A 25,844-nucleotide genomic window follows, 5' to 3' on the forward strand; every position below is an offset into this window, starting at 1 on the left:
GGTTGGTGGAGGCAGGGGAATGCAGGTCCGCACAACCCCGCTTTCAATCCGCGGCGGCAGCGCCTATGTCGCGCCTCCCATGGCTCGCCCGCGTCCCGCCACGTTCGACAAGGTCAAGACCGTCGCCGAAAACCGGCGCGCGCGGTTCGATTATGCGATCGAGACGGTCTATGAGGCCGGCATCGCGCTGACCGGAACCGAGGTGAAGTCGCTGCGCTTCGGGAGCGGATCGATCGCTGAATCCTATGCCGAGGTGAACGACGAGCAGGTGTGGCTGGTCAATTCCAACATCCCGGAGTTCAGCCATGGCAACCGGTTCAACCATGAGCCGCGCCGGCCGCGCAAATTGCTGCTCCACGAGCGCGAGATCAACAAGCTGCACGGCGCGGTCGCGCGCGAGGGGATGACGCTCGTTCCGCTGTCGATCTATTTCAACAGCCAAGGGCGCGCCAAGGTCGAGCTGGCGCTCGCCAAGGGCAAGAAGGCGCACGACAAGCGCGACGCGATCAAGGAACGCGACTGGAAGCGCGAGCAGCAGCGGCTGCTCCGCGACCGGGGTTGAGCCGATGACCGCGCCCGCGCAGCCGGGCTGGTTCGCCCGGCTGAAATCGCTGCTGCCCACCCGCGAACAGATCGAGGCGGTGCGCTGGCTGCGCCCGGTGGCGCATCGCGTGCTCGCGCCCGTCCTGTGGCGCTTCACCCGCCGGTCGGTCCCGCGCGGCGTGGCACTGGGCGTGATCGTCGGCATCCTGGTGCCGGTGGCGCAGACGCCGATCTCGGCGCTGTTCGCCTTTCCGTTCCGCGCCAACATTCCGGTCGCCGCGGCGACGACGTTCCTGACCAATCCGCTGACCACGCCGCCGATCTGGGTCGCGGCCTACTGGGTCGGCCGCTGGATCCTGCGTCTCGACGCGCAGGTGCCGGGCAATCCGATCTCGACCAGCATGGCGGCGGATGCGAGCTTTCTCGACTGGCTGCTGGTCGAGGCGGGGCCGGCGACCGCGACGGGGCTGGTCGCGCTGGCGCTGGGCGGGGCGATCGTCGGCTACGGGCTGGCGGTGCTCGGCTGGCGGTGGTGGATCGTCCGCAAGTGGCGGCGCAGCCGACGGCAGGCCCCCCGGCGCGATTGACTGAGCGTATCAGTGGGCTAAGACAGCGGCATTCACACCAGATGGGGATGCCAATCCATGCGTTTCACCTGTTCGTTGCTCGCGCTTGCCTCCACTGCCGCGCTGGTCGCGGGCTGCAGCACCGGGGGCGTGACGACGCTGGGTGCGGCGGCGCCCGCCCCGGTCGCGCCGGGCGCACCCGCCGCCGAAATCGGCACCTTCGGATTCGATGCTGCCGGCATGGACCGCAGCGTCGCGCCCGGTGACGACTTCTATGCCTATGCCAACGGCAACTGGGCGAAGAACACGCCGATCCCCGCCGACAAGTCCAACTACGGCATGTTCACCGTGCTCGACGAGCTGTCGAAGACGCGCACGCGCGCGATCCTCGAGGAGAGCAAGGGCGACGCCAATTCACGGATCGGCATGGCCTATGCCGGTTTCCTCGACCGCGCGGCGATCGATGCCAAGGGGCTGGCCCCGATCAAGCCGTGGCTCGACAAGATCAAGGCGCTGAAGGACAACAAGGCGGGCTATGCCGCGCTGGTCGCCGAAGCGCAGCGCAACGGCGCGGGCGGACCGTTCAGCGGCTATGTCGGCCCCGACGACAAGCAGCCCGACATCTATGCCGCCAATCTGGGCCAGTCGGGCCTGGGGATGCCCGACCGCGATTATTACCTGTCGACCGACGCCAAGCTGGTCGAGACGCGCAACGCGTATCTGGCGCACCTGACCAAGGTGCTGACGCTGGCGGGCGAGGCCAACGCCGCCGCACGCGCCAAGGCGATCCTGGACCACGAGACGAAGATCGCGACCGCGCACTGGACCCGGATCGAGAGCCGCGACGCCGACAAGACGTACAACAAGCTGACGCTGGCCGAGCTGGCCAAGCTGGCCCCGGGCTTCGACTTCCCGACCTATCTGAAGGCCGCGGGCACCAATGTCGACAGCGTCATCGTCGCCCAGCCGAGCGCGGTCGCCGGCATCGCCAAGGCGATTTCGGAGGCGCCGGTAACGGTGCTGCAGGACCAGCTGATCGTCCGGTCGCTCGACAATTTCGCCGCGGTGCTGCCGAGCGCGTTCGATGCGGAAGCGTTCAACTTCTATGGCACCACCCTGTCGGGCACGCCGCAACAGGAGGAACGGTGGAAGCGCGCGGTCGATTTCGCCACCGGCGCGCTGAGCGACGAGGTCAGCCAGGTCTATGTCGCGCGTTATTTCCCGGCGTCGACCAAGGCGGCGGCGGACCAGCTGGTCAAGAACGTGACCGAGGCGATGGGCAAGCGCATCGACGCGCTCGAGTGGATGGCGCCGGAAACCAAGGTCAAGGCGCGCCAGAAGCTCGCCGCCTTCACCCCCAAGATCGGCTATCCCGACAAGTGGCGCGACATGTCGGGGCTGAAGATCGTCGCGGGCGACGCGTTCGGCAACGCGCTGCGCGCCAACCAGTGGGAATATGACTACAACATCCAGAAGCTGGGCCAGACGATCTACAAATGGGAGTGGTTCATGACCCCCATGACGGTCAACGCCTATGCCAATCCGGTGATGAACGAGATCGTGTTCCCGGCCGCGATCCTGCAGCCGCCCTTTTTCGACCCCGACGCGGACCCAGCGGTCAATTACGGCGGCATCGGCGCGGTGATCGGACACGAGATCAGCCATCATTTCGACGACCAGGGCCGCAAATACGATCCCAACGGCGCGCTGACCGACTGGTGGACCGAGCAGGACGTCGCGCGCTTCACCGCGCTGACCGATCAGCTGGTCAAGCAGTATGACGCCTATGAGCCGCTTCCCGGCAAGCGGGTGCAGGGCAAGCTGACGCTGGGCGAGAACATCGCCGACCTGGCGGGACTGACGGTGGCGTATCAGGCGTACCAGGCGTCGCTGGGCGGCAAGCCCGCGCCGGTGATCGACGGCTTTACCGGCGACCAGCGTTTCTACCTGGGCTGGGCGCAGATCTGGCGGCGCAACTATCGCGAGCAGAATCTCGCGCAGCGGCTGCTGACCGATCCGCATTCGCCGTCGGAACAGCGGGTTGCGGTCGTGCGCAACCTGGAGCCGTGGTATGACGCCTACAAGCCCGCGGCGACGAACAAGCTGTACCTCGCGCCCGCGCAGCGCGTGCGGATCTGGTAACCCGCGAGATCGGCCCACCCCGATCGGATCAGCGGTGATCCGGGCGGGGTGAAGCCGCTTGACCCGCGATGCCGGGCGCAAGACAAGCGTCCGGCATCATGGCATCGCTTCCCGAACCTTCCCCCCCGATATCGTCGCGCGGTGCGTGGCTGATCGCGCTGATCGGTGCGCTGCTGGCGGCGGCGATCGTCCTGTTCGCGCTGCGCAACCCGTTGATCGCGGCCGGTTTCGGCGCGGCCGGCGTCTGTGTCGGTGCGATCGCGCTGGCCATCGCCAACCATGCCCGCCGCACGCCCGCCGCGCCGACCGCGATCACCGACTGGTCGATCGTCCGCACCATCGCCGACGCGAGCGACCACGCCATTGCCGTGACCGACCGCAGCGGCACGCTCGTTTGCGCCAATCCCCGCTTCGCCGACCTGTTCGACAGCTATGCCGCCCCGCCCGAGCTGCCCGTCGACGGGGAAGGGCGCGCGGCGCTGCGCGAAGCGGTGCGGACCGCGTGGCGCGACGGGGTGGCCGAACCCGTCGCGATCGAGCGCGAGGGGCGCCGGTTCCAGGTCAGCCTGTTCCGCGCGGGCGACCATGCGCTGGTGTGGCGCTTCGTCGGCACCGCCGCCGCCGATCTGGCCAGCCAGTTCGCCGCCCTTGTCAGCGGGCCGATGGGCGATCGCCTGGGCGCGGCGGGCATCATGGTCGTGCTGATCGAGCCCAATGGCCGGATCCGCGCCGCCAACCGCGTGTTCGGGACACGCGCGACGGGAAGTGCCGAGACATCCGCCGAAGGCCGCGACTTCGCCCGGTTCCTGACCGCCGATTCGCGCGGGCTGGTGCGGTTCGAGCGCGAGGGGATGGAGGGCAACCCGCTGCGCGTCGTGCAGCTGCCGCTGCTCGAGGGCGACAACATGCCGATGCCGGTCGCCATCCTGGACGACGAGGAGCCCGGCCCGACGGTGCCCGCCAGCGGATCGGCGGCGGTCGGGCAGCTGCGATCGCTGATCGCGATGCTGCCGATCGCGATCGCGCTGATCGACCGCGATGGGCGCTTCGTCCACATGAACGAGGGGTTCATGCGGGTCGCGTCGATCAACCCCGACGCGCCGCCGCTGTACCCCAGCGACCTGGTCGTGCGCGACGACAAGGCGGCATTGTCCGACGCGGTGCGGCGCTTTGCCAACGGGGCGGCCTATTCCACCGACATGGCGGTGCGGCTGAAGGACCGGCCCGACGATCCGGTGGCGGTGATGCTGGCGGGCGCGCGCGGGCTGGGCGATGCGGCGGTGGTGCTGGCGGTCCGCGACAGCGGCGAGGAATCGACGCTCAAGCGCCAGATCGCCCAGGCCAACAAGATGCAGGGCATCGGCCAGCTCGCCGGGGGCATCGCGCACGATTTCAACAACATCCTGACCGCGATCATCGGCCATTGCGACCTGATGCTGATGCGCCACACGCCGGGCGACAGCGACTATGACGACATCCAGCAGATCCGCGCCAATTCCAACCGTGCCGCGAGCCTGACCCGCCAGCTGCTCGCCTTTTCGCGCCAGCAGACGCTGCGCCCGCAGGTGTTGCAGCTGCCCGACATCATTTCGGAGGTGTCGAACCTGCTCAAGCGGCTGCTGGGCGAGACGGTCGACATGGTCGTCCAGCACGGCCGCAACCTGGGCCTGGTGCGCGCCGACCCCGGACAGCTCGAGCAGGTGGTCGTCAACCTGGCGGTCAATGCGCGCGACGCCATGCTGGCGAAGAATCCGCAGGGCGGGGGCACGCTGACCATCGAGACGATGGGCGTGCCCGCATCGCAGGTGCGCGCGATGGACGAGGATGTCCTGCCGATCGGCGACTATACGGCGCTGCGCATCTCCGACACCGGCACCGGCATCCCCCCCGACGTGATGCCCAAGATCTTCGAGCCGTTCTTTACGACCAAGGAGGTCGGCAAGGGCACCGGACTGGGGCTGTCGACGGTCTATGGCATCGTCAAGCAGTCGGGCGGCTACATCTTTGCCGAATCGGTGCCGGGCGAGGGTTCCGCCTTCACCATCTATCTGCCCGTCCATGCCGCCGACACGCCGGGCAAGATCAGCGCCGCCGTGCGTGGTCGCGAAAAGGCCGCCGACATGTGGGGCACCGAGACGATCCTGCTGGTCGAGGACGACAGCATGGTGCGTGTCGTCGCGCAGCGCGGCCTGGGCCGACAGGGCTATACCGTACTGGTCGCCGAAAATGGCGAGGCTGCGCTCGAATTGCTGGAAACATGTCCGCGCCCGGACCTTTTGATCTCCGATGTGGTAATGCCGTCGATGGACGGGCCGACGATGGCCCGGCATGTGCGTGAGCGATATCCCGACCTGCCGATCCTGTTCATGTCGGGTTATGCGGAGGAGCAGCTGCGGCGTTCGATCGACCTTGACAACGTAACGTTTCTGCCGAAACCCTTTTCGGTACAACAGCTTGGCGAGGCGGCACGCGACGTGTTGCGCGGCAGCTAGAACAGATCGGGCATCGCCCGCGGTAGAGAAGGCGGGAAGATGACGAAACTGGAGCGCATATTGATCGTGGAGGATGAGCCGCTCATCGCCATGATGCTCGAGGATTTCATCGACGTGCTCGGCAAGCAGGTCGCCGGCGTGGCCGACACCGTCGAGGACGCGCTCGCGCGGATCGATGCGGGCGACATCGACGCGGCAATCCTCGACCTCCATCTGCGCGGCGGCGAGCATAGTACGCCCGTGGCCGAGCGGCTGACCCGTGCGGGCATCCCGTTCATCGTCTCCACCGGCGGCAGCGGCGAAATGATCGGCGGCGGCCGGCACCCGGTGCTGGCCAAGCCGTTCACGCTCGACGCGGTCGGCGCGGCGTTCGACCGCCTGACCGAGAACATGACCGCCGGAAGCTGAATTCGGCGCATCGCCGGGGGGACCGCGACGACCATAAGTTCCCCACTTGTTCTCACGGAACAAAGCATATACAACGTCGCCAGCGCATTGAACGTTTCGCGCGCTTGCTCTAGCGACGGAGGCTCCGCATGGCGGCTCAGCTCAAGGTGATTGATAGCAAGATGGCAGTCTCCAACGACAGGCAGAAGGCGCTCGACGCCGCGCTCGCCCAGATCGACCGCGCGTTCGGCAAGGGTTCGGCGATGAAGCTGGGCAGCCGCGAGAAGATCGAGATCGAGGCGATCTCGACCGGCTCGCTCGGGCTCGACATCGCGCTCGGCATCGGCGGGCTGCCGCGCGGGCGCGTGGTCGAGGTGTATGGTCCGGAAAGCTCGGGCAAGACGACGCTGGCGCTGCACGTGATCGCCGAAGCGCAAAAGATGGGCGGTACCGCCGCGTTCGTCGATGCCGAGCACGCGCTCGACCCGGTCTATGCCAAGAAACTGGGCGTCAATATCGACGAGCTGATCGTCTCGCAGCCCGATACCGGCGAACAGGCGCTGGAGATCACCGATACGCTGGTGCGATCGAATGCGATCGACGTGCTGGTCGTCGATTCGGTCGCGGCGCTGGTGCCGCGTGCGGAAATCGAGGGCGAGATGGGCGACAGCCATGTCGGGCTGCAGGCGCGGCTGATGTCGCAGTCGCTGCGCAAGCTGACCGGATCGATCAGCCGATCGCGCTGCATCGTCATCTTCATCAATCAGCTGCGCATGAAGATCGGCGTGATGTACGGCAATCCCGAGACGACGACGGGGGGCAATGCGCTCAAATTCTACGCCTCGGTCCGGCTCGACATCCGCCGCACCGGCCAGATCAAGGATCGTGACGAGATCATCGGCAACACGACGCGGGTGAAGGTGGTCAAGAACAAGGTGGCGCCGCCGTTCAAGCAGGTCGAATTCGACATCATGTATGGCGAGGGCGTGTCGAAGATCGGCGAGATCCTCGACCTGGGCGTCAAGGCCGGGCTGGTCGAGAAATCGGGCGCATGGTTCAGCTATGACAGCATCCGCATCGGCCAGGGGCGCGAGAACGCCAAGAATTTCCTCAAGGAGAATGCCGAGGTCTGTGCCCGGCTGGAAGCCGCGATCCGCGCGCGTACCGACAAGGTCGCCGAGGAATTGATGGTCGGCGGACCCGAAGACGAGATGGAAGACGCCTGATCACGCGCGCCCGGCCTTGAAGGGACGGGGCGCACGCGACGCTGGGGTCAGCAAAGGACAGTCGGCATTTCCGGCTGTCCTTTCGCTTTGAGGCGAACCCGGTTAGCAGGTCGGGGCCGTCATCACCGGGGAACGCCATGACCATCGTCGTCCATCACCTCGAAAATTCGCGCTCGCAACGCGTGCTCTGGCTGATCGAGGAGCTCGGGCTGCCCTATGAGGTGCAGCGTTATGCACGCGATGCCGCGACGATGCTGGCACCGCCCGCGCTGCGCCGGGTCCACCCGCTGGGCAAGTCGCCGGTCATCCAGGACGGCGACACGGTGGTCGCGGAAACCGGCGCGATCGTCGAATATCTGGTCGACCGCGCCGATGGCCGGCTGGGCGCGCCCGCGCATCGCGACTCCGCGCTGCGCTACCGCTATTTCCTGCATTATGCGGAAGGGTCGCTGATGCCGCCGCTGTTGGTCAAGCTGGTGCTGAGCCGGGTGCCGCTGATGGGCAAGCCGGCGATGAAGCGCATCCAGCCGATGATCGACGTCCATCTCGACTATGTCGAGACCGAGCTGGCGGCGCGGCCCTATTTCGCCGGCGACCAGTTCACCGCCGCCGACGTGATGATGAGTTTTCCGCTCGAGGCGGCGCGCAGCCGTGCCGGGCTCGACGCGTCGCGCCCGGCGACGATTGCGTGGCTGGACACGATCCACGCCCGCCCGGCCTATCAGGCGGCACTGGCACGCGGCGGCCCCTATGCCTATGCGTGAGGGGTTAAGGCACTCCACCTGAGTGCAGTTTACCGAAGCGCGCGTGACTTGGCGGGGATTTAGAGCAAGATGACTTTGCTCGGAATCAACGTTCGTCACCCCGGCCTTGTGCCGGGTCCAGCGAGCCGCGCAGTCCCGACGGTTGTGACGTGTAGCTCCGTGGACCCCGGCACAAGGCCGGGGTGACGAGGAAGTCGCTAGAGAGGCGGGTCGATCTAACGTCATCAGGCTTTAGGGTCGGCAGCGTCTCGCAGTTTCCCCGCGGCCTTTGCGGGCTTGCCGATGCCCCCTGCACGGCGGCGCGGGCGACACGCAAACCGCGCGCGCGTGGGAATGCCGGCCAAGCGGGCAGTCACGATCCAGATCCCGCCCAGAAAGCGGGCGAGCCTGGGTCAGCCGCCGATCTGGCGGAAGCTATTCGGGTGCGTCCAGCCCGCCCTCCCACTTGGCGATGACGCTGGCGGCGATCGCGTTGCCGATGACGTTGGTCGCGGTGCGCCCCATGTCTAGGAAGTGATCGACCGCGAGGATCAGGAGCAAGCCGGCTTCGGGAATGTCGAACAGCGCGAGCGTCGCGGAGATGACCACCAGGCTGGCGCGCGGGACGCCCGCCACGCCCTTTGACGTGATCATCAGCACCAGCAGCATCGTGATCATCTGGCCCCAGCCGAGGTCGATGCCATAGGCCTGCGCGATGAAGATCGACGCGAAGGTCATGTACATCATCGACCCGTCGAGGTTGAACGAATAGCCGAGCGGCAGCACGAAGCTGGCGATGCGCGGCGGCACGCCGAAGCGGTCGAGCGCCTCGAGCGTGCGCGGATACGCGGCCTCCGACGAGGCGGTCGAGAAACCGAGCAGGATCGGATCGCGCAGATAGCGGATCAGCTGGCCGACGCGCGGGCCGATGATCGCGAACGCCACGCCGAGCAGGATCGTCCACAGCAGGATGAGGCCGATATAGAAGCTGGCCATGAAATAGGCGAGGTCGCCGATCACGCCCGGGCCGCGCTCCGCCAGCGTGCCCGCGACCGCGGCGAACACCGCGAACGGGGCGAAACGCATCACATAGTCGGTGATCTGGAGCATCACTGCGACCAGCCCCTCAAGCGCGCGGACGAGCGGTGCCCCTTTCTCGCCCACCGCGGTGAGTGCCACGCCGACGAACACCGAAAAGACGACGATCTGAAGGATCTCGTTGCTCGCCATCGCCTCGATCATCGAGGCGGGGACGAGGTGCGCGACGAAATCCTTGAGGTTGAAGCCCGCCTGGGCGACCCCCGATGCGGCATCGGTGGGGGGCAGCGGCAGGTTGAGCCCGACGCCCGGCTGGAGCAGGTTGACGAGGACCAGGCCCAGCGACAGCGAGATGAGGCTGGCGCACACGAACCAGGCGAGCGAGCGGAAGCCGACGCGGCCCAGAGTCGAGCTGTCGCCCATATGTGCGATGCCGACCACCAGCGTGGAGAAGACGAGCGGCGCGATGATCATCTTGATCAGGCGCAGGAACACCGTGGTGATGATCGACAGATAGCCGGCAATCTCCTTGAGCTGCGCGGTGCCCGCGCCGCCGCCGTCGTCGATCGCCGCATTCAGCCCCCAGCCGACGATCAGCCCGAGCACCAGTGCGATCAGGATGTAATAGGTCAGCCGTTTGGCCATGCGTCGTCGTTCCTCTGGTCAATCATGCGTGGCGCGTTGCGGCCCTGTCAGTTCAAGGGGTGCCGCCCCGGGGCGCGAATGGCAACCCCCGGCGCGCCGCTCCGTCGGGACGGGGCGTGACGAAGGCGGCATTTCTGTCGCTTGAGGTGTGGCGCGCCACCGCCTAGATCAGCGGGCATGACATCGACCAACGACATCCGCCGCACGTTCCTCGACTATTTCGAGCGGGAGGGGCATGCCCGCGTGCCGAGCGCACCGCTGGTCCCGCACAATGACCCGACGCTCATGTTCGTGAACGCGGGCATGGTGCCGTTCAAGAACGTCTTCACCGGGCTGGAAAGCCGGCCTTATTCGACTGCGGTGAGCAGCCAGAAATGCGTGCGCGCCGGCGGCAAGCACAATGACCTCGACAATGTCGGCTATACCGCGCGCCACCACACATTGTTCGAGATGCTCGGCAATTTTTCGTTCGGCGACTATTTCAAGGATCGCGCGATCGAGCTCGCGTGGAACCTGATCACCCGCGAATGGGGGATCGCGAAGGACCGGCTGACCGTCACCGTCTATCATACCGACGACCAGGCGTTCGATCTGTGGAAGAAGATCGCGGGATTGCCCGACGACCGCATCATCCGCATCGCGACCAAGGACAATTTCTGGGCGATGGGATCGGACGGGCCGTGCGGGCCGTGTTCGGAAATCTTCTTCGACCATGGCGATCACATCCCCGGGGGGCCGCCCGGCAGCCCGGACGAGGACGGCGATCGCTTTGTCGAGGTGTGGAACCTGGTGTTCATGCAGCATCTGCAGGAAGCCGACCAGATCGTCGGCGACCTGCCCAAGCCGAGCATTGACACCGGCATGGGGCTGGAGCGCGTGGCCGCCGTGCTGCAGGGGGTGCACGACAATTACGACACCGACACGTTCCGCGCGCTGATCGACGAATCGGGTGCGCTGTCGGGCGCGGCGATCGACGGCGCGCACCGCGCCAGCCACCGGGTGATCGCCGACCATCTGCGCGCGTCGGGGTTCCTGGTCGCCGACGGGGTGCTGCCCGCCAATGAAGGGCGCGGCTATGTGCTGCGCCGGATCATGCGCCGGGCGATGCGCCACGCGCACCTGATTGGTGCCAAGGACCCGCTGATGCACCGGCTGGTGCCCGCGCTGGTGGCGGAGATGGGCGGCGCCTATCCCGAGCTGCTGCGTGCCCAGCCGCTGATCGAGGCGACGCTGTTGCAGGAGGAAACGCGGTTCCGCCAGACGCTGACCAACGGCCTGCGGCTGCTGGACGATGCGACGCGCGGGCTGGGTGCGGGCGACACGCTGCCCGGCGAGACCGCGTTCAAGCTCTATGACACCTACGGCTTTCCCTATGACCTGACCGAAGATGCGTTGCGTGCGGCGTCGATCAGCGTCGACCGCGCCGGGTTTGACGCGGCGATGGCCGAGCAGAAGCGCGCCGCGCGCGCCGCCTGGAAGGGATCGGGCGCGAAGGCGAGCGACGAGGTTTGGTTCGACATCGCCGACGAGGTCGGGTCGAGCGAGTTCATCGGCTACACCGCGGATGCGGGCGAGGGTCAGGTGGTGGCGCTGGTCCGCGACGGCGTGCGCGTCGAGCGGGCGGGGGCGGGGGAGGCGGTGACGATCGTCACCAACCAGACGCCCTTTTACGGCGAAAGCGGCGGTCAGATGGGCGACGCGGGCACGATCGGCAACGACCGGGGCCTGTCCGCGGTTGTCCAGGACACGTCGAAGCCGCTGGGCCGGCTGCACGCGCATCATGCCCGGATCGACAGCGGCGAGATCGCGGTCGGCGATACGGTGCATCTGGCGATCGACGCCGATCGCCGCGCGCGGCTGCGCGCCAATCATTCGGCGACCCACCTGCTGCATGCGGCGCTGCGCCACCGGCTGGGCGGGCATGTGACGCAGAAGGGCAGCCTGGTCGCGCCCGACCGGCTGCGCTTCGACTTTTCGCAACCGACCGCGCTGAGCGCGGACGACATCGCAGCGATCGAGGCGGAGGTGAACGCCCAGATCCGGGGCAATGACGCGGTGACGACGCGGCTGATGACCCCCGACGACGCGGTGGCGGCGGGCGCGCTGGCGCTGTTCGGCGAGAAATATGGCGACGAGGTGCGCGTGCTGTCGATGGGACGCGGCACCGATGCGAGCTATTCGGTCGAGCTGTGCGGCGGGACGCATGTCAACGCGCTGGGCGACATCGCGCTGTTCAAGATCATCGGCGAAAGCGCGGTGTCGAGCGGGGTGCGGCGCATCGAGGCGCTGACCGGCGAGGCGGCGCGCCAGTGGCTGACCGCACGCGAGGACCGGCTGCGCGAGGCGGCAGGCGTGCTGAAGGCCGCGCCCGACGAGGTGCCGGCGCGCGTCGTCGCGCTGGTCGAGGAACGCCGGCGGCTGGAGCGCGAGCTGGCCGAGGCGAAAAAGGCGCTCGCCCTGGGCGGTGGCGCGGGCGGCGGCGCGGCTGCCGCGCCCGCCGGTGCCGAGGACATTGCCGGCACGCCCTTCCTGGGCCAGGTGGTCGACGGGCTCGACCCCAAGGCGCTGCGCGGTGCGATCGACGAGGCCAAGCAGCGGCTGGGTTCGGCGGTGATCGCAATGATCACGCTGAACGACGGTCGCGCATCGATCGCGGTCGGGGTGACCGACGACCTGGTCGCGCGGGTGAGCGCGGTCGAACTGGTGCGCGGGGCCGTGGCGGTGCTGGGCGGGCAGGGCGGCGGCGGCCGTCCCGACATGGCGCAGGGCGGCGGCCCCGACGGTGCGCGCGCGGCCGATGCCATCGACGCGATCCGCGCCGCGCTGGGCGAGGTGAAGGCGGCGGCCTGAACGATTCATGAGACGTTGACACTGCGCGGATAGGCCCGGGTGCCAAAGGAGCCGACACCATGATGGTCACCCTGATTGCGACTTCCGTGCTGGTTGCTGCCCCAGTGCTGGCGCAATCCTCGCCGCCGCCGGTCATAGTCCGGTCGGTCTCGACCGACGCGCGCGAGATCGCGCCCTATGAGGTCGAGATCGACGTGCGCGGCGGCGACGCGCCGCTATGGTCGGGCACGCTCTTTGTCACGGGACGGACGCCCTCAAGCTATTCGTCCGAGCTTCGCGAGGCCGACCGTGCGTGTGGGGGCGAGGCCGCCGGGCGGGACGCACAGACTCAGAAATCGCTGCGCGTGATGTTGCGCAACCTTGTGTTCGGCGAGTCCAGCGACCGGGTTCAGCTGGATGTCACCTGGACACGTCCGGGAACGAGTTGCCCCGCCGTAAGGCAGACGGTGACCATCGGGGGGCAGGTCGACCTGCCGCCGCAAAGCGTGCGCGAATTGCGCGGCGACGGCGGCCTGCGCGTCACGATCCGCCGCCGCTAGCCCGGCGCATCGGGTTTCGCGCCGGCATCGGGCATCTCGCCCAGCCGGGTGCGGCGCAGGCGCGGTTCGCGTTGCAGTTCGGACGCTTCCTTGATCGCCTGTCGCATCTCGTCGCGCTTTTCGTGGATGCTGGCGATGACCGGGCCGACCGCGACGCCCAGGTCGGTCAGTACGGTTTCGGACAGCTGGAGCGAGCTTTCCAGCGTTTCCGGCACCGCATCGGTGACGCCCGCGCGATAGAGCTCGGCGGCATGCGCGGCATCACGTGCGCGCGCGATGATCGGCAGATGGGGGACCCAGCCGCGCACGCGCCGCGCCAGCCGCGCGGTCAGTACCGGATCGTCCATCGTCAGGATGAGCGCATCGGCACGGCCGAGATTGAGGCGATCGACCAGTTCGGGCCGCGACACGTCGCCGAAAATCATCGGATAGCCCGCGCGGCGGGCGTCGTTGACCGTATCGATGTCGGCATCGACCGCGACGAAGGTCTTGCCATGGACGCGCAGCATGTCGGCCACGGTGCGGCCGACACGACCGAAGCCGATAATGACGCTGCCCGGCCCCGCCATGCCGACATCGGCCTCGGGCGGGAGCTCGCCCGAGCGGTTCTCGATCGCGCGCGCGACCACACGGCCGGCGGCGGCGAGCAACGGGGTGATCGTCAGCCCGATCGCGGTCACCGTCGTCCAGAAGGCGGCGGTCGACGGCAGGATCAGCCCCGCCGCGCTCGCCACGCCGAGCACGATCAGCGTCGTTTCCGACGGGCTGGCCATCATCAGCCCGGTTTCCGCCGCCGTCGCGCGCCGCGCCCCGGACAGGCGCAGCAAGGTCGCGGTGACCAGCGTCTTGACCAGCATGACGCCGACGATCGCGGCGAGCAGCGCCATCCAGTCGGCCAGGATCAATCGCAGGTCGAGCTGCATCCCGATCGTGATCAGGAAGACGCCGAGCGCCAGGCCCTTGAAGGGCGCGGTGATCACCTCGACCTCGCTGTGATAGGGCGTTTCCGCGATCAGCAGCCCCGCGAGCAGCGCGCCGACGATCGGCGACAGGCCGGTCGCCCCGGTCGCGAGGCTGGCGACGATGACGACGAGCAGGCTGGCGGCGAGGAACAGTTCGGGGCTCTTGGTCCGCGCGGCCTGGGCGAACAGGCGCGGCAGCAGCAGCCGGCCGCCGATGAACAGCCCGGCGACGGTCAGCGCGCCGACCCCGAACACATTGGCCAAGCCCAGCCAGCCGGCCGCGCTGGCCATCGGTCCGGTCGCCGCCAGCATGAAGATGATCGGGACGAGCGCCAGATCCTCGAACAGCAGCATGGCAAAGGCGGCGCGACCCGCGGGGCGCTCCGTCCCGGCGATCGGCAGCACCAGCGCGGTCGACGACAGGGCGAGCGCGATCCCCAGCCCGAACGCGCCCGCCCATGCCTGGCCCATCAGGTTGAGCGCGATCGCAAGCAGCACGCCCGAGCCGAGCAGTTCGGCGGCGCCCAGCCCGAACACCTGCGTGCGCATCGCCCACAGTCGCTTGAACGACAGTTCGAGCCCGATCGAGAAGAGCAGCAGGATGATGCCGAATTCGGCATAGGGCTCGATCGCCTCGCCGTCGGTGATGGTGATATGATAGAGCCACGGATAACGGTCGACGAGCGTGCCGAGCCCGCCGGGACCCGCAAGCATCCCGACCAGGATGAACCCGATCACCGGGCTGATCCGGAAGCGCGCAAAGGCCGGGATGATCAGCCCCGCCGCGCCGAGAATGACGAGCGCGTCGCTGAGTGCCGGGTTCTGCAGGTTGAACATCAGCGACTTTCGGTTGGTTCGTGCCGCCATGATGGCGGTCGAATGCGCGCACGGCAACCGCAGCGCCCGCGCAGGGCCGCCTGATCACGCAAGGACGGACGCGCGCGCCCGACGACAGGCTGCCGCGACATCGCGCCGTTCGATCCGGGTGGCGCGCGGCCACCCGGCGGACCTCACCCGATGATGCTGCCCATTTCCTGTTCGAGGTTGACGCGCACCGCCTCGAAGAACTGTTCGGTGGTCATCCAGGGCTGATCGGGACCGATCAGGATCGCGAGATCCTTGGTCATCGCGCCCTTTTCCACGGTTTCGATGCAGACGCGCTCGAGCGTCTCGGCAAAGCGCGTAACTTCGGGCGTGCCGTCGAACTTGCCGCGATATTTGAGGCCGCCGGTCCACGCGAAGATCGACGCGATCGGGTTGGTCGACGTCGCCTTGCCCTGCTGATGCTGGCGATAATGGCGGGTGACGGTGCCGTGCGCGGCCTCCGCCTCGACGGTCTTGCCGTCGGGGGTAAGCAGGACCGAGGTCATCAGGCCGAGCGAACCAAAGCCCTGCGCGACCTGATCCGACTGGACGTCGCCATCGTAATTCTTGCAGGCCCAGACGAATTCGCCGTGCCATTTCAGCGCGCTGGCGACCATGTCGTCGATCAGGCGGTGCTGATATTCGATGCCGGCTTCCTTGAACTTCGCCTCGAACTCGGTCTCGAACACTTCGGCGAAGATGTCCTTGAAGCGGCCGTCATACGCCTTGAGGATCGTGTTCTTGGTCGACAGATAGACCGGCCAGCCGCGGCCCAGCCCGTAATGCATCGACGCGCGGGCGAAATCGCGGATCGAATCGTCGAGATTGTACATCGCCATAGCGACGCCGGAGGAGGGATACTGGAACACCTCCTCGTCGATCACGGTGCCGTCGTCGCCCTCGAACACCATGCGCAGCTTGCCGGGTCCGGGGACGCGGAAGTCGGTCGCGCGATACTGGTCGCCGAACGCGTGACGGCCGACGACGATGGGCTTGGTCCAGCCGGGGATCAGGCGCGGAATGTTGCTGATCACGATCGGCTCGCGAAACACCACGCCGCCCAGGATGTTGCGGATCGTGCCGTTGGGCGACTTCCACATCTTCTTGAGGCCGAATTCCTCGACGCGCTGCTCGTCGGGGGTGATCGTCGCGCACTTCACGCCGACGCCATATTTCTGGATGGCGCGCGCGCTTTCGACGGTGATGCGGTCGTCGGTCTCGTCGCGCTTCTCGATGCCGAGGTCGTAATAGTCGAGCTGGATGTCGAGATAGGGCAGGATGAGCCGCTCGCGAATCCACTGCCAGATGATCCGGGTCATCTCGTCGCCATCGATTTCGACAACCGGATTGGTGACCTTGATCTTCGCCATCGATGCTTGCTTTCCTGGGGAAGGGTGAATGGGATTGCGCCAGCGTCTAGGGGCAAGCCCGGCCGGGATCAACCGCCTCGCCGGTCCGCGACAGCAAGAGTTCGCAGACGCGGCAGGGCGCGCGGCGCGCTTTGCCCGGGTTTCGGCATGAGTGATTGTGTTGCCGCGAACACACAGCTAGGCTTGGCGCATGGGATCGCTAGAAAAGCCGCCGGTCGTCACGACGACCGTGAAGTGGCGCTGGCCGGGCGTGCACCCGGAAGGGCACCGGTACATCGCCTTGTCGCTGGGGGTGGCATTCGTCGCGTGGCTGTTCCTGCCCGCGCTGACCTGGCCCCTGATCATCTTCACCCTTTGGGTCGCGGCGTTTTTCCGCGATCCGGTACGCGTCACGCCGCAGGGCGAGGGGCTGATCGTCTCGCCCGCCGACGGGCTGGTGACGATGATCGAGCGCGTCGCGCTGCCCCCCGAGCTGCGCGGCCCGCGCGGGCTGGGCGAGGCGCCGCTGGTGCGCGTGTCGATTTTCATGAGCGTGTTCGACGTCCACATCAATCGCACCCCGATCAGCGGCACGGTGCGCGAGGTCGTCTACATTTCCGGCAAGTTCCTCAACGCCGATCTCGACAAGGCGAGCGAGGAGAATGAGCGCCAGCACATCGTGGTCGAAGGCCGCGACGGCGTGCGTGTCGGCTTCACCCAGATCGCCGGGCTGCTCGCGCGGCGCATCGTCGGCTTCGTCAAGCCCGGCGACATCGTTGTCGGCGGCCAGCGCATCGGCCTGATCCGCTTCGGCAGCCGGGTCGACGTGTTCCTGCCCGAAGGCTTCACCCCGCAGGTCGCGCTGGGCCAGCGCGCGGTGGCGGGCGAAACCGTGATCGGTCGCCCGGCGCTGCCGCCCGCCCGCGGCCTCGCGCAATAGCCCGGCCCCGGATGCGCCGACCGCGCCCCGCCCGGGGCATCCCGCTGCGCACGCTCGCCCCCAACGCGGTCACCGCACTCGCGCTGTGTTCGGGGCTGACCGGCATCCGCTTCGCGATCGGCGGCGAGTGGGAACGCGCGGTGCTGATGATCCTGGTGGCCGGCGTGCTCGATGGGCTCGACGGCCGGGTGGCGCGGATGATGCGCGGCGAAAGCCGGTTCGGGGCCGAGCTGGACAGCCTGTCCGACGCGATTTCGTTCGGGGTGTCGCCCGCCTTGATCATGTATCTGTGGGCGATGGTCGAATTGCCGCGCTTCGGCTGGATGTGCGCGCTGATCTATGCGGTGTTCTGCGCCCTGCGGCTCGCGCGCTTCAACGCCGCGATCGACCTGAAGGACCAGCCGCACAAATCCGCCGGCTTCCTGACCGGCGTCCCCGCGCCCGCAGGCGCAGGACTGGCGATGCTGCCGCTTTATCTGTGGATCTGGTCGGGCGACGCGACGTTCCGCACGCCGTGGTTGGTGGCGCTGTGGGTCGCCTTCATCGCGTTCCTGATGGTGTCGAGCCTCGCCACCTTCTCTTGGTCGTCGCTCCGGCTGCGCCAGAACATCCGGTTCGAGGCGATCGCGCTTGCGGTGCTGGTCGTCGCCACGATGCTGACCGCGCCGTGGCAGTCGCTGACCGTGATCTGCCTCGCCTATCTGTTGTCGATCCCGTTCAGCATCCGCGGCTATGGCCGGGTCAGGCGGCTGCGCGCAGCGCCGCCACCGGCAGCATCGCCGGACGCGGGGCCGGACGCGGGGCCGGCGTGAAGCGGACCTGAACCACACGGCCCGGCGTCCGCGTAGCGACGGGCGCAATCGCGGTGCCTTCACGCAGCAGCGCGATGATGCGCCGACGCGCGGGCCACCCCGTGGCGGCGATGATGCCGAGCGACACCAGCCCGGCGACGAAGAACAGGAGCGTGCTCAGAAACCCGGTCATATCCGCCTCGCGATCGATGATGTTCGTTCTATGTTCCGTGGAACGTCTATGTTCGATAAATGTTCCAACTGTCAATCGCTGATTTTTCGACGTTGATTTTCGGGCGGCGGGCGGGTAAGCGCGCCGCTCATTCCACATGGGAAGCACATAAGCCGGTGTCCGGGCGTGCCTGGATATTCGCTTCCCAGAGGACCAACCGGAAGGAGTTATCCCTATGGCGGCACCTGTCGTCACCATGCAGCAATTGCTCGAATCGGGCGCGCATTTCGGCCACCAGACGCATCGCTGGAACCCGAAGATGAAGCCCTACATCTTTGGCGACCGCAACGGCGTCCACATCCTCGACCTCAGCCAGACCGTGCCGCTCTTCGCGCGCGCGCTCGAATTCGTCAGCGCCAGCGTCGCCGCGGGCGGCAAGGTGCTGTTCGTCGGCACCAAGCGCCAGGCGCAGGAGCCGATCGCCGACGCCGCGCGCCGTTCGGGCCAGCATTTCGTCAACCACCGCTGGCTGGGCGGCATGCTCACCAACTGGAAGACGATCAGCCAGTCGATCCGCCGCCTGAAGTCGCTCGAGGAGCAGCTGTCGGGCGACACGCACGGCCTGACCAAGAAGGAAGTGCTGCAGCTCACCCGCGAGCGCGACAAGCTGGAACTCAGCCTGGGTGGCATCCGCGACATGGGCGGCATTCCCGACATCATGTTCGTCATCGACGCGAACAAGGAAGAGCTGGCGATCAAGGAAGCCAACACGCTGGGCATCCCGGTCGTCGCGATCCTCGATTCGAACGTGTCGCCGGACGGCATCGCGTTCCCGGTGCCCGCCAATGACGACGCGAGCCGCGCCATCCGCCTGTATTGCGAAGCCGTGGCGATCGCCGCGACCCGCGGCGGCCAGGAGCGCCAGGCGAGCTTTGGCATGGACCTGGGCGCGATGGACGAGCCGCCGGCGGAGGAAGCGCTTGCGGTTGAGGCCGATGCCGACGTCGCCGTGGAAGGCGAACCGCAGGTCGAGGCGTAACGCCGTCTTTTTTGTGTAACGGGGCGGCCCTAACCGCCGCCCTGTCGCATCCGGCCCGGTTCTGGCGGGCATTGGATGGCAAGGCGGTCGCCGCGCTTCATCGGAAGGGCGGCGCATCGTCGTGACTGGAAACCCTATTTGCGAGCCGATCGCGCACATGCGACGGCCCGAACCGAAGGAAACGAACATGGCCGAGATCACCGCCGCTGCCGTCAAGGAACTGCGCGAGCGTTCGGGCGCTGGCATGATGGATTGCAAGAAGGCGCTGGCCGAAACGGGCGGCGACATGGAAGCCGCAGTCGACTGGCTGCGCACCAAGGGACTGGCCGCCGCCGCCAAGAAGTCGAGCCGCACCGCGGCCGAGGGCCTGGTCGGCATCGCGGTGGCCGGCACCAAGGGTGTCGCGGTCGAGGTCAACAGCCAGACCGACTTCGTCGCCAAGAACGAGATTTTCCAGAGCTTCGTCCGCGAAGTCACGTCGATCGCGCTCGACCAGGGCGACGACCTCGACGCGCTGCGTGCCGCGAAGATGGAATCTGGCGCGACCGTTGACGAAGTGCTGACCGCCAACATCGCGACGATCGGCGAGAATCAGGTGCTGCGCCGCGCGGCGCGGATCTCGGTCGGCCAGGGTGCGGTCATCCCCTATGTCCACAATGCCGCCGCGCCGGGCCTGGGCAAGATCGGCGTGCTGGTCGCGCTGGAAAGCGACGCGGGCGTCGACGTGCTCGAGCCGCTGGGCAAGCAGATCGCGATGCACATCGCGGCCGCGTTCCCGCTGGCGCTCGACGAGACGGGCCTCGACCAGGACGTGATCGAGCGTGAGCGCCAGATCGCGACCGAAAAGGCCGCAGAAAGCGGCAAGCCCGCCGACATCATCGCGAAGATGGTCGACGGCGCGATCAAGAAGTTCGCCAAGGAAAACGCGCTGCTGAGCCAGCCGATCGTCATGGACGGCAAGACCCCGGTCGCCGACGTGGTGGCCAAGGCCGCGAAGGATGCGGGCACCGCGATCGCGCTGACCGGCTATGTCCGCTACCAGCTGGGCGAGGGTATCGAGAAGGAAGAAAGCGATTTCGCGGCCGAAGTGGCGGCGACCGCGGGCCTCAAGAAGGATTGAGCCCGAACGGGATCGCCGCGCGACGCGTGCGGCGATTGCTCGCTTGGCATGGCGGCGCGGCACCTCTAAGGTCCGCGCCGCTTCCTTTTGACCCAAAGCCGCTTCGGCCAGCCAGTTCGGAACCATGACCCAGCCCCGCTTCCAGCGCATCCTCCTGAAACTGTCGGGCGAAGTCCTGATGGGCTCCGGCCAGTTCGGCATAGACCCCGCCACCTGCGACCGTGTCGCGCGCGAGGTGAAGGCCGCGCGCGAAGCCGGGCACGAGCTGTGCCTGGTTGTCGGCGGCGGCAACATCTTTCGCGGGCTCGCCGGTGCGGCCAAGGGCTTCGACCGGGCGAGCGCCGACTATATGGGCATGCTGGCGACCGTCATGAACGCGCTCGCGGTGCAGAACGCGCTGGAAAAGCTGGGCGTCGACACCCGGGTCCAGTCGGCGATCCCGATGGCCTCGGTATGCGAGCCCTATATCCGGCGGCGGGCCGAGCGCCATCTGGAGAAGGGGCGGGTGGTGATCTTTGCCGCCGGCACCGGCAACCCGTTCTTCACCACCGATACCGGCGCGGCGCTGCGCGCGGCCGAGATGAAGTGCGATGCGCTGTTCAAGGGCACCAGCGTCGATGGCGTCTATGACGCCGATCCCAAGAAGGTGCCGACCGCCAAGCGGTACGACACGCTGAGCTTCAGCCGCGTGCTGGCCGACGACCTGAAGGTGATGGACGCAAGCGCGGTCGCGCTGTGCCGCGACAACGACATTCCGATCGTCGTGTTCAACATCCGCGCCGAGGGCAATCTGGCCGCCGTGCTGCGTGGCGAGGGCACGTCGACGATCGTCCAGAACAATCCGAACTGAGCAAGAACAAGAAGAGGAGCCGCCGATGGCCGCATATGACAAGGCCGATCTGGAACGCCGCATGGCCGGCGCCGTCGAGTCGCTGAAGCACGACCTGGGCGGATTGCGGACCGGGCGCGCGTCGACCTCGCTGCTCGATCCGGTGACGGTCGAGGTCTATGGCTCGCACATGCCGCTCAACCAGGTTGCCACCGTCTCCGCCCCCGAACCCCGGCTGTTGTCGGTGCAGGTGTGGGACAAGTCGAATGTCGGCCCGGTCGACAAGGCGATCCGGTCGGCGGGGCTGGGCCTCAACCCGATCGTCGACGGCACCACGCTGCGCCTGCCGATCCCCGACCTGACCGAGGAACGGCGCAAGGAGCTGGCCAAGCTGGCCGGCCAATATGCCGAAAAGGCACGCATCGCCGCGCGCAACGTTCGCCGCGACGGGATGGACAGCCTGAAGGCGGACGAGAAGAAGGGCCTGATCAGCGAGGACGAGCGCAAGCGGATGGAAACCGAAGTCCAGAAGCTGACCGACGCGACGATCGCCGATCTCGATGCCGCCGCCGCCGCCAAGGAAAAGGAAATCCTGGGCAAGTGACCGCGGTTCCCGCCCATGCGGTGCCGTCGCCCGATGCGGGCGCACCCGCGCGTCATGTCGCGATCATCATGGACGGCAATGGCCGCTGGGCAAAGGCGCGGCGGCTGCCCCGCATCGCCGGGCACAAGCAGGGCGTGGAGGCGGTGCGCCGCGTGGTGCGCGCCGCGCGCGAACTGGGCATCGAGGCGCTCACGCTCTATGCCTTTTCTTCGGAGAACTGGCGGCGTCCCGCCGAAGAGGTCAGCGACCTGATGGGATTGCTGCGCCATTTCCTGCGCAGCGAGCTGAACGAACTGGTGCGCGAGGGCGTGCGGCTGCGCGTCATCGGCGATTATCACGTGCTGTCCGACGACATCGTCGCAATGATCGACGATGCGGTCGCGCGAACCGCCGCGTTCGAGGACCAGACGCTGGTGATCGCGCTCAATTACGGCGCGCAGGCCGAGATCGTCGCGGCCGCGCGCGCGCTGGCGACCCGGGCGCAGGCGGGCGAGATCGACCCCGACAGCATCGACGAAGCGGCGTTCGAGGCGGCACTGACGACGCGCGACCTGCCGCCGCTCGACCTGTTGATCCGCACCTCGGGCGAGCAACGCCTGTCCAATTTCCTGCTGTGGCAGGCGGCCTATGCCGAGCTGGTGTTCGTCGACACGCTGTGGCCCGATTTCGACGGCGCGACGCTGGCCCAGGCGCTCGATATCTTCGCGGGGCGTCAGCGGCGTTTCGGTGGTCTGTGACGTCGCAAGCGCCGTCGCCCCGCCCGTCCGACCTTCCCGTCCGCGCGCTCGTCGGCATGCTGCTGATCGCGGCGGCGGGCGCGGCGTTGCTGCTTGGCACCTGGGCCTTCTGGCTGCTGGTGGTCATCGCCAGCCTGCTGATGCTCGCGGAATGGGGTGGGCTGACGAGTGCCAGCGCGACGACGACGCGGCTCGCGCAGTTCGCGCTGTCGGTACCGCTGGCGATCATGTGCCCGTGGGCGGCGGGCCCGGGCTTCTTCGCGCTGGGGCTGATCGCGGGGGCGGCATTCTTCGTCGTCATCGTGACGCGGCGTGCGCGGCTGGCGTTCGGCGTCGCCTATACCGGGCTGCCCGCGCTGGCGCTGCTGATGCTGCGCGACCGCACCGACGGCGTGCTGCTGGTCTTCTGGGCGCTCGCGCTGGTGTGGGCCTGTGACATCGGTGCCTATTTCGCCGGACGCGCGATCGGCGGACCGCGCCTGGCCCCGGCGATCAGCCCCAACAAGACCTGGGCCGGGCTGGGCGGGGGCGTCATCGCCGCCGGGGCATTCGGCGCGGTGATGCACGGCTTCGGGCTGCCCATCCGCCTCGCCGCCGCGACGCCGCTGCTCGCCGTCGTCGCCCAGGCCGGCGACCTGTATGAAAGCGCGCTCAAGCGGCGGGCCGGCGTCAAGGATTCGGGCACGCTGCTGCCCGGCCATGGCGGCGTGCTCGACCGGCTCGACGGGCTGGTCCCCGTCGCGCCGCTCGCCGCGCTGTTCGTCGTCACGCCAGAATTGATTTCAGGGCTCCTGTCATGAAAACCGTTACCATCCTGGGCGCGACCGGCTCGATCGGCACCTCGACGCTCGACCTGATCGAGCGCGAGCCGGAACGCTTCCGCGTCGTCGCGCTGACCGCCAATTGCGATGTCGAGCGGCTGGCGACGGCGGCGATCCGCACCCGCGCGGCCTTTGCGGCAGTGGCAGACGCAAGCTGCCTGCCGGCGCTGCGGGAGGCGCTGGCGGGCACCGGCATCGCGGCCGGCGGCGGACCCGAGGCGGTGTGCGAAGCCGCGCGGATGCCGGTCGACTGGACGATGGGCGCAATCGTCGGCTGTGCCGGGCTGAGCCCGATCATGGCCGCGATCGAGCAGGGGAGCACCGTCGTCCTTGCCAACAAGGAGCCGCTGGTGTCGGCGGGCGACGTCATCCTGGCCGCCGCCGCGCGGTCGGGCGCGACGCTGCTGCCTGCCGATTCGGAGCATAACGCCATCTTCCAGTGCTTCGACTTCGCCCGGCCCGAGCGGATCCGCCGCGTCATTCTGACCGCGAGCGGCGGGCCGTTCCGCGATTTCACGCGCGACCAGATGGCGCAGGTGACGCCCGAACAGGCGGTGGCGCACCCCAACTGGTCGATGGGGGCCAAGATCTCGGTCGATTCGGCGACGCTGATGAACAAGGGGCTCGAACTGATCGAGGCGGCGCGGCTGTTTCCCGTCGCGCAGGCGCAGATCGAGATCGTGCTGCACCGCCAGTCGGTCATCCATTCGATGGTCGAATATGTCGACGGGTCGATGCTGGCGCAGCTCGGCCCGTCAGACATGCGCGTGCCGATCGCGCACACGCTCGCCTGGCCCGACCGGATGGCGACGCCGATGCCGCCGCTCGACCTGGTCGCGGTGGGGCGGCTCGATTTCGAGGCACCCGACGCGGACCGCTTCCCGGCGCTGCGCCTCACCCGCGCCGCGTTGATCGCCGGCGGGGCCAAGCCGGCGATCCTGAACGCCGCCAACGAGATCGCGGTCGCCGCGTTCCTCGATCGCCGGATCGGCTTCCTCGAAATTGCCGCAATCGTCGAGGATACCCTGGCGGGCTATGATCCGGAAGACCCGTTGACGCTCGAAGCCGTGCTGGGTGTCGACGCGGAAGCGCGCCGGGTCGCGCGGGAACGAGTGAAGGATTGCGTGCATTGACCGAAGCGCCGGGGTTCCTGTTGTACGCGGTCGCATTCGTGCTCGTGATCGGGCCGCTCGTCTTCGTGCACGAGCTGGGCCATTATCTGGCGGGCCGCGCCTTTGGCGTGAAGGCGGAGGTGTTCGCGATCGGTTTCGGCCATGAAGTCGCCGGCTTCACCGACCGGCGCGGCACGCGCTGGCGTTTCGGCTGGCTGCCGCTCGGCGGCTATGTCCGCTTTGCCGGCGACATGAACCCCGCCAGCCAGCCCGACCCGGAGTGGCTGGCGCTGCCCCCCGCCGAGCGTGCCCAGACCTTTCAGGCCAAGCCGCTGTGGCAGCGCGCGATCATCGTTGCCGCGGGCCCGGCGATCAATTTCGTCGCCGCGATCCTGATCCTGATGGGTTTTGCGCTGGCCTATGGCGAGGCGCGCACGCCGCCGGTGATCGAACGCGTGGTGGCGGGCAGCGCCGCGGCACAGGCGGGGCTGCGATCGGGCGACCGGATCGTCGCGCTCGCGGGTCGCCCGGTCGAGACGTTCGACGAGATCGCCCGCTTCGTCAAAATCCGTCCGGCCGAAACCGTCGGCATCGATGTGGTCCGCGCGGGCGCGCCGCTTCGCCTGTCGGCGAAGATCGGCGTGGAAACGCAGCAGGACCGCTTCGGCAACGTCTATCGCATCGGCCAGCTGGGCGTGGAGCGCGGCACCGCGGTGGCCCGGCCGGTCAGCCTGGTCGAGGCGCCGGCAGTGGCGCTGCGCCGATGCGGATCGATCGTGACGATGATGGTCGACACGCTGGGCCAGGTGATCACCGGACGCCGTTCGGTCAAGGAGCTGGGCGGGCCGTTGAGCATCGCGCGCGCATCGGGCGAGCAGCTGGCGCTCGGCCTGCCGGACTTCCTGTTCCTGGTTGCGCTGGTTTCGATTAATCTGGGATTCATCAACCTGTTGCCAGTCCCGATGCTGGATGGTGGCCATCTGCTGTTCTACGCGGTGGAGGGCGTACGGCGGCGGCCGGTGGAGCCGCAGGTCATGGAATGGGCGTTTCGCGGCGGGCTGGCGGCGCTGCTGGCGTTGATGGTGCTCGTCACGGTCAACGATCTGGGATCGTTCGGGGTGTGGCGGAACCTGGCCGGGTTGATCGGCTAAAGCGGTTGGTGCAGGGCGTGCGCGACAAGCGCGGGCGGTTTTTCCGGTTTTGAGGTTTATGGTGAGAGCGAAGACGGTTTCCAAATATACGGCGTCGACCGCGATGCTGCTTGCCGGCAGCATGTTGGCGGGCGTCCCGCTGTCGGGCGAAGCGCTGGCCCAAACCGCACCGGCCCCCGCGC

At 67.9% G+C, this 25,844-nt stretch carries 23 protein-coding genes; 19 read left to right on the top strand and 4 right to left on the bottom strand.

All coding sequences use genetic code 11. The features are described from left to right. The first annotated feature begins 79 nt into the window (after positions 1-79). The 7 genes from smpB to AX676_RS01315 all read left to right on the top strand — a co-directional run bounded on the left by smpB (position 80) and on the right by AX676_RS01315 (position 8,120). Positions 80-562, top strand: a complete 483-nt coding sequence (gene smpB / locus AX676_RS01285) for an SsrA-binding protein SmpB (RefSeq protein ID WP_066481008.1) — start codon at positions 80-82, stop codon at positions 560-562. 4 nt (positions 563-566) lie between these two features. Beyond that, entirely contained in the window at positions 567-1,130 is a 564-nt protein-coding gene (locus AX676_RS01290) for a DUF2062 domain-containing protein (protein ID WP_066480968.1), read from the top strand. 57 nt (positions 1,131-1,187) lie between these two features. Then, positions 1,188-3,251: a M13 family metallopeptidase gene (locus AX676_RS01295; protein ID WP_066480967.1), complete on the top strand. Its 2,064-nt coding sequence runs from the start codon at positions 1,188-1,190 to the stop codon at positions 3,249-3,251. Positions 3,252-3,349: 98 nt separating this feature from the next. After that, complete coding sequence (locus AX676_RS01300; RefSeq protein WP_066480965.1) at positions 3,350-5,743, top strand: hybrid sensor histidine kinase/response regulator; 2,394 nt, start codon at positions 3,350-3,352, stop codon at positions 5,741-5,743. 39 nt (positions 5,744-5,782) lie between these two features. After that, positions 5,783-6,151 (top strand): response regulator, encoded by a 369-nt coding sequence (locus tag AX676_RS01305; protein ID WP_066480963.1) that lies wholly within the window; start codon positions 5,783-5,785, stop codon positions 6,149-6,151. Positions 6,152-6,279: 128 nt separating this feature from the next. Further along, positions 6,280-7,356, top strand: coding sequence for a recombinase RecA (recA, locus tag AX676_RS01310; protein ID WP_066480960.1), 1,077 nt, complete (start codon positions 6,280-6,282; stop codon positions 7,354-7,356). Between the two features lie 137 nt (positions 7,357-7,493). Next, positions 7,494-8,120 carry a glutathione S-transferase family protein gene (locus AX676_RS01315; RefSeq protein ID WP_066480958.1) on the top strand — a complete coding sequence of 209 codons (627 nt, stop codon included), beginning with the start codon at positions 7,494-7,496 and terminating at the stop codon, positions 8,118-8,120. A 414-nt stretch (positions 8,121-8,534) separates the two neighbouring features. Here the strand turns inward: AX676_RS01315 and AX676_RS01320 are convergent, their stop codons facing one another. Then, positions 8,535-9,782 carry a dicarboxylate/amino acid:cation symporter gene (locus AX676_RS01320; RefSeq protein ID WP_066544057.1) on the bottom strand — a complete coding sequence of 416 codons (1,248 nt, stop codon included), beginning with the start codon at positions 9,780-9,782 and terminating at the stop codon, positions 8,535-8,537. A gap of 177 nt (positions 9,783-9,959) precedes the next feature. On the opposite strand from AX676_RS01320, the gene alaS reads away from it, so the two are divergent. Together alaS and AX676_RS01330 are read left to right on the top strand one after the other, a co-directional pair. Continuing rightward, entirely contained in the window at positions 9,960-12,632 is a 2,673-nt protein-coding gene (gene alaS, locus AX676_RS01325) for an alanine--tRNA ligase (protein ID WP_066480957.1), read from the top strand. Between the two features lie 59 nt (positions 12,633-12,691). Continuing rightward, positions 12,692-13,171: a hypothetical protein gene (locus AX676_RS01330; RefSeq protein WP_156437778.1), complete on the top strand. Its 480-nt coding sequence runs from the start codon at positions 12,692-12,694 to the stop codon at positions 13,169-13,171. Here AX676_RS01330 and AX676_RS01335 read toward each other — a convergent pair. Both AX676_RS01335 and AX676_RS01340 read right to left on the bottom strand, forming a co-directional pair. Continuing rightward, a complete protein-coding gene (locus AX676_RS01335) occupies positions 13,168-15,000 on the bottom strand; it encodes a cation:proton antiporter domain-containing protein (protein WP_231726008.1) in 1,833 nt (610 codons plus the stop codon). The genes AX676_RS01330 and AX676_RS01335 overlap by 4 nt on opposite strands. Positions 15,001-15,143: 143 nt before the next feature. Continuing rightward, positions 15,144-16,367 (bottom strand): NADP-dependent isocitrate dehydrogenase, encoded by a 1,224-nt coding sequence (locus AX676_RS01340; protein ID WP_066480953.1) that lies wholly within the window; start codon positions 16,365-16,367, stop codon positions 15,144-15,146. 190 nt (positions 16,368-16,557) lie between these two features. On the opposite strand from AX676_RS01340, the gene AX676_RS01345 reads away from it, so the two are divergent. Continuing rightward, on the top strand, positions 16,558-17,286 hold the full coding sequence (locus AX676_RS01345) for a phosphatidylserine decarboxylase (RefSeq protein ID WP_066480951.1): 729 nt from the start codon (positions 16,558-16,560) through the stop codon (positions 17,284-17,286). Between the two features lie 11 nt (positions 17,287-17,297). Then, on the top strand, positions 17,298-18,098 hold the full coding sequence (gene pssA, locus AX676_RS01350) for a CDP-diacylglycerol--serine O-phosphatidyltransferase (RefSeq protein ID WP_066480949.1): 801 nt from the start codon (positions 17,298-17,300) through the stop codon (positions 18,096-18,098). On the opposite strand, the gene AX676_RS01355 is transcribed toward pssA, so the two are convergent. Further along, a complete protein-coding gene (locus AX676_RS01355) occupies positions 18,028-18,270 on the bottom strand; it encodes a hypothetical protein (RefSeq protein WP_066480947.1) in 243 nt (80 codons plus the stop codon). The two genes, pssA and AX676_RS01355, sit on opposite strands and share 71 nt — an antisense overlap. Positions 18,271-18,484: 214 nt before the next feature. On the opposite strand from AX676_RS01355, the gene rpsB reads away from it, so the two are divergent. The 8 genes from rpsB to AX676_RS01395 all read left to right on the top strand — a co-directional run bounded on the left by rpsB (position 18,485) and on the right by AX676_RS01395 (position 25,662). Then, complete coding sequence (gene rpsB / locus AX676_RS01360) at positions 18,485-19,288, top strand: 30S ribosomal protein S2 (protein WP_066480945.1); 804 nt, start codon at positions 18,485-18,487, stop codon at positions 19,286-19,288. Between the two features lie 187 nt (positions 19,289-19,475). Continuing rightward, the gene (gene tsf, locus AX676_RS01365) at positions 19,476-20,408 is read left to right on the top strand and encodes a translation elongation factor Ts (RefSeq protein WP_066481004.1); all 933 of its coding nucleotides are present in this window, start codon (positions 19,476-19,478) and stop codon (positions 20,406-20,408) included. Positions 20,409-20,532: 124 nt separating this feature from the next. Next, the gene (gene pyrH, locus AX676_RS01370; RefSeq protein ID WP_066480943.1) at positions 20,533-21,258 is read left to right on the top strand and encodes a UMP kinase; all 726 of its coding nucleotides are present in this window, start codon (positions 20,533-20,535) and stop codon (positions 21,256-21,258) included. A gap of 25 nt (positions 21,259-21,283) precedes the next feature. Further along, the gene (frr, locus tag AX676_RS01375) at positions 21,284-21,841 is read left to right on the top strand and encodes a ribosome recycling factor (protein ID WP_066480942.1); all 558 of its coding nucleotides are present in this window, start codon (positions 21,284-21,286) and stop codon (positions 21,839-21,841) included. After that, on the top strand, positions 21,838-22,578 hold the full coding sequence (locus AX676_RS01380) for an isoprenyl transferase (protein ID WP_082731050.1): 741 nt from the start codon (positions 21,838-21,840) through the stop codon (positions 22,576-22,578). The genes frr and AX676_RS01380 overlap by 4 nt, the downstream gene beginning before the upstream one ends. Further along, positions 22,575-23,378, top strand: a complete 804-nt coding sequence (locus AX676_RS01385) for a phosphatidate cytidylyltransferase (RefSeq protein WP_066480941.1) — start codon at positions 22,575-22,577, stop codon at positions 23,376-23,378. The genes AX676_RS01380 and AX676_RS01385 overlap by 4 nt, the downstream gene beginning before the upstream one ends. Next, positions 23,375-24,532, top strand: a complete 1,158-nt coding sequence (gene dxr / locus AX676_RS01390) for a 1-deoxy-D-xylulose-5-phosphate reductoisomerase (RefSeq protein ID WP_066480940.1) — start codon at positions 23,375-23,377, stop codon at positions 24,530-24,532. The genes AX676_RS01385 and dxr overlap by 4 nt, the downstream gene beginning before the upstream one ends. Beyond that, positions 24,529-25,662, top strand: coding sequence for a M50 family metallopeptidase (locus tag AX676_RS01395; RefSeq protein WP_066480939.1), 1,134 nt, complete (start codon positions 24,529-24,531; stop codon positions 25,660-25,662). The genes dxr and AX676_RS01395 overlap by 4 nt, the downstream gene beginning before the upstream one ends. The last annotated feature ends 182 nt before the right edge of the window (positions 25,663-25,844 follow it).

The organism is Sphingomonas sp. CCH21-G11 (assembly GCF_001555965.1).
Taxonomy (GTDB): Bacteria; Pseudomonadota; Alphaproteobacteria; order Sphingomonadales; family Sphingomonadaceae; genus Sphingomonas.

Coding starts and splice junctions, on each gene's coding strand:
- AX676_RS01355 (WP_066480947.1), bottom strand. CDS start 18,270: ATGACCGGGTTTCTGAGCACGCTCCTGTTCTTCGTCGCCGGGCTGGTG.
- pyrH (WP_066480943.1), top strand. CDS start 20,533: ATGACCCAGCCCCGCTTCCAGCGCATCCTCCTGAAACTGTCGGGCGAA.
- AX676_RS01340 (WP_066480953.1), bottom strand. CDS start 16,367: ATGGCGAAGATCAAGGTCACCAATCCGGTTGTCGAAATCGATGGCGAC.
- AX676_RS01290 (WP_066480968.1), top strand. CDS start 567: ATGACCGCGCCCGCGCAGCCGGGCTGGTTCGCCCGGCTGAAATCGCTG.
- AX676_RS01300 (WP_066480965.1), top strand. CDS start 3,350: ATGGCATCGCTTCCCGAACCTTCCCCCCCGATATCGTCGCGCGGTGCG.
- frr (WP_066480942.1), top strand. CDS start 21,284: ATGGCCGCATATGACAAGGCCGATCTGGAACGCCGCATGGCCGGCGCC.
- tsf (WP_066481004.1), top strand. CDS start 19,476: ATGGCCGAGATCACCGCCGCTGCCGTCAAGGAACTGCGCGAGCGTTCG.
- AX676_RS01335 (WP_231726008.1), bottom strand. CDS start 15,000: ATGGCGGCACGAACCAACCGAAAGTCGCTGATGTTCAACCTGCAGAAC.
- dxr (WP_066480940.1), top strand. CDS start 23,375: ATGAAAACCGTTACCATCCTGGGCGCGACCGGCTCGATCGGCACCTCG.
- AX676_RS01305 (WP_066480963.1), top strand. CDS start 5,783: ATGACGAAACTGGAGCGCATATTGATCGTGGAGGATGAGCCGCTCATC.
- recA (WP_066480960.1), top strand. CDS start 6,280: ATGGCGGCTCAGCTCAAGGTGATTGATAGCAAGATGGCAGTCTCCAAC.
- AX676_RS01315 (WP_066480958.1), top strand. CDS start 7,494: ATGACCATCGTCGTCCATCACCTCGAAAATTCGCGCTCGCAACGCGTG.
- AX676_RS01320 (WP_066544057.1), bottom strand. CDS start 9,782: ATGGCCAAACGGCTGACCTATTACATCCTGATCGCACTGGTGCTCGGG.
- alaS (WP_066480957.1), top strand. CDS start 9,960: ATGACATCGACCAACGACATCCGCCGCACGTTCCTCGACTATTTCGAG.
- rpsB (WP_066480945.1), top strand. CDS start 18,485: ATGGCGGCACCTGTCGTCACCATGCAGCAATTGCTCGAATCGGGCGCG.
- AX676_RS01345 (WP_066480951.1), top strand. CDS start 16,558: ATGGGATCGCTAGAAAAGCCGCCGGTCGTCACGACGACCGTGAAGTGG.
- smpB (WP_066481008.1), top strand. CDS start 80: ATGGCTCGCCCGCGTCCCGCCACGTTCGACAAGGTCAAGACCGTCGCC.
- AX676_RS01330 (WP_156437778.1), top strand. CDS start 12,692: ATGATGGTCACCCTGATTGCGACTTCCGTGCTGGTTGCTGCCCCAGTG.
- pssA (WP_066480949.1), top strand. CDS start 17,298: ATGCGCCGACCGCGCCCCGCCCGGGGCATCCCGCTGCGCACGCTCGCC.
- AX676_RS01295 (WP_066480967.1), top strand. CDS start 1,188: ATGCGTTTCACCTGTTCGTTGCTCGCGCTTGCCTCCACTGCCGCGCTG.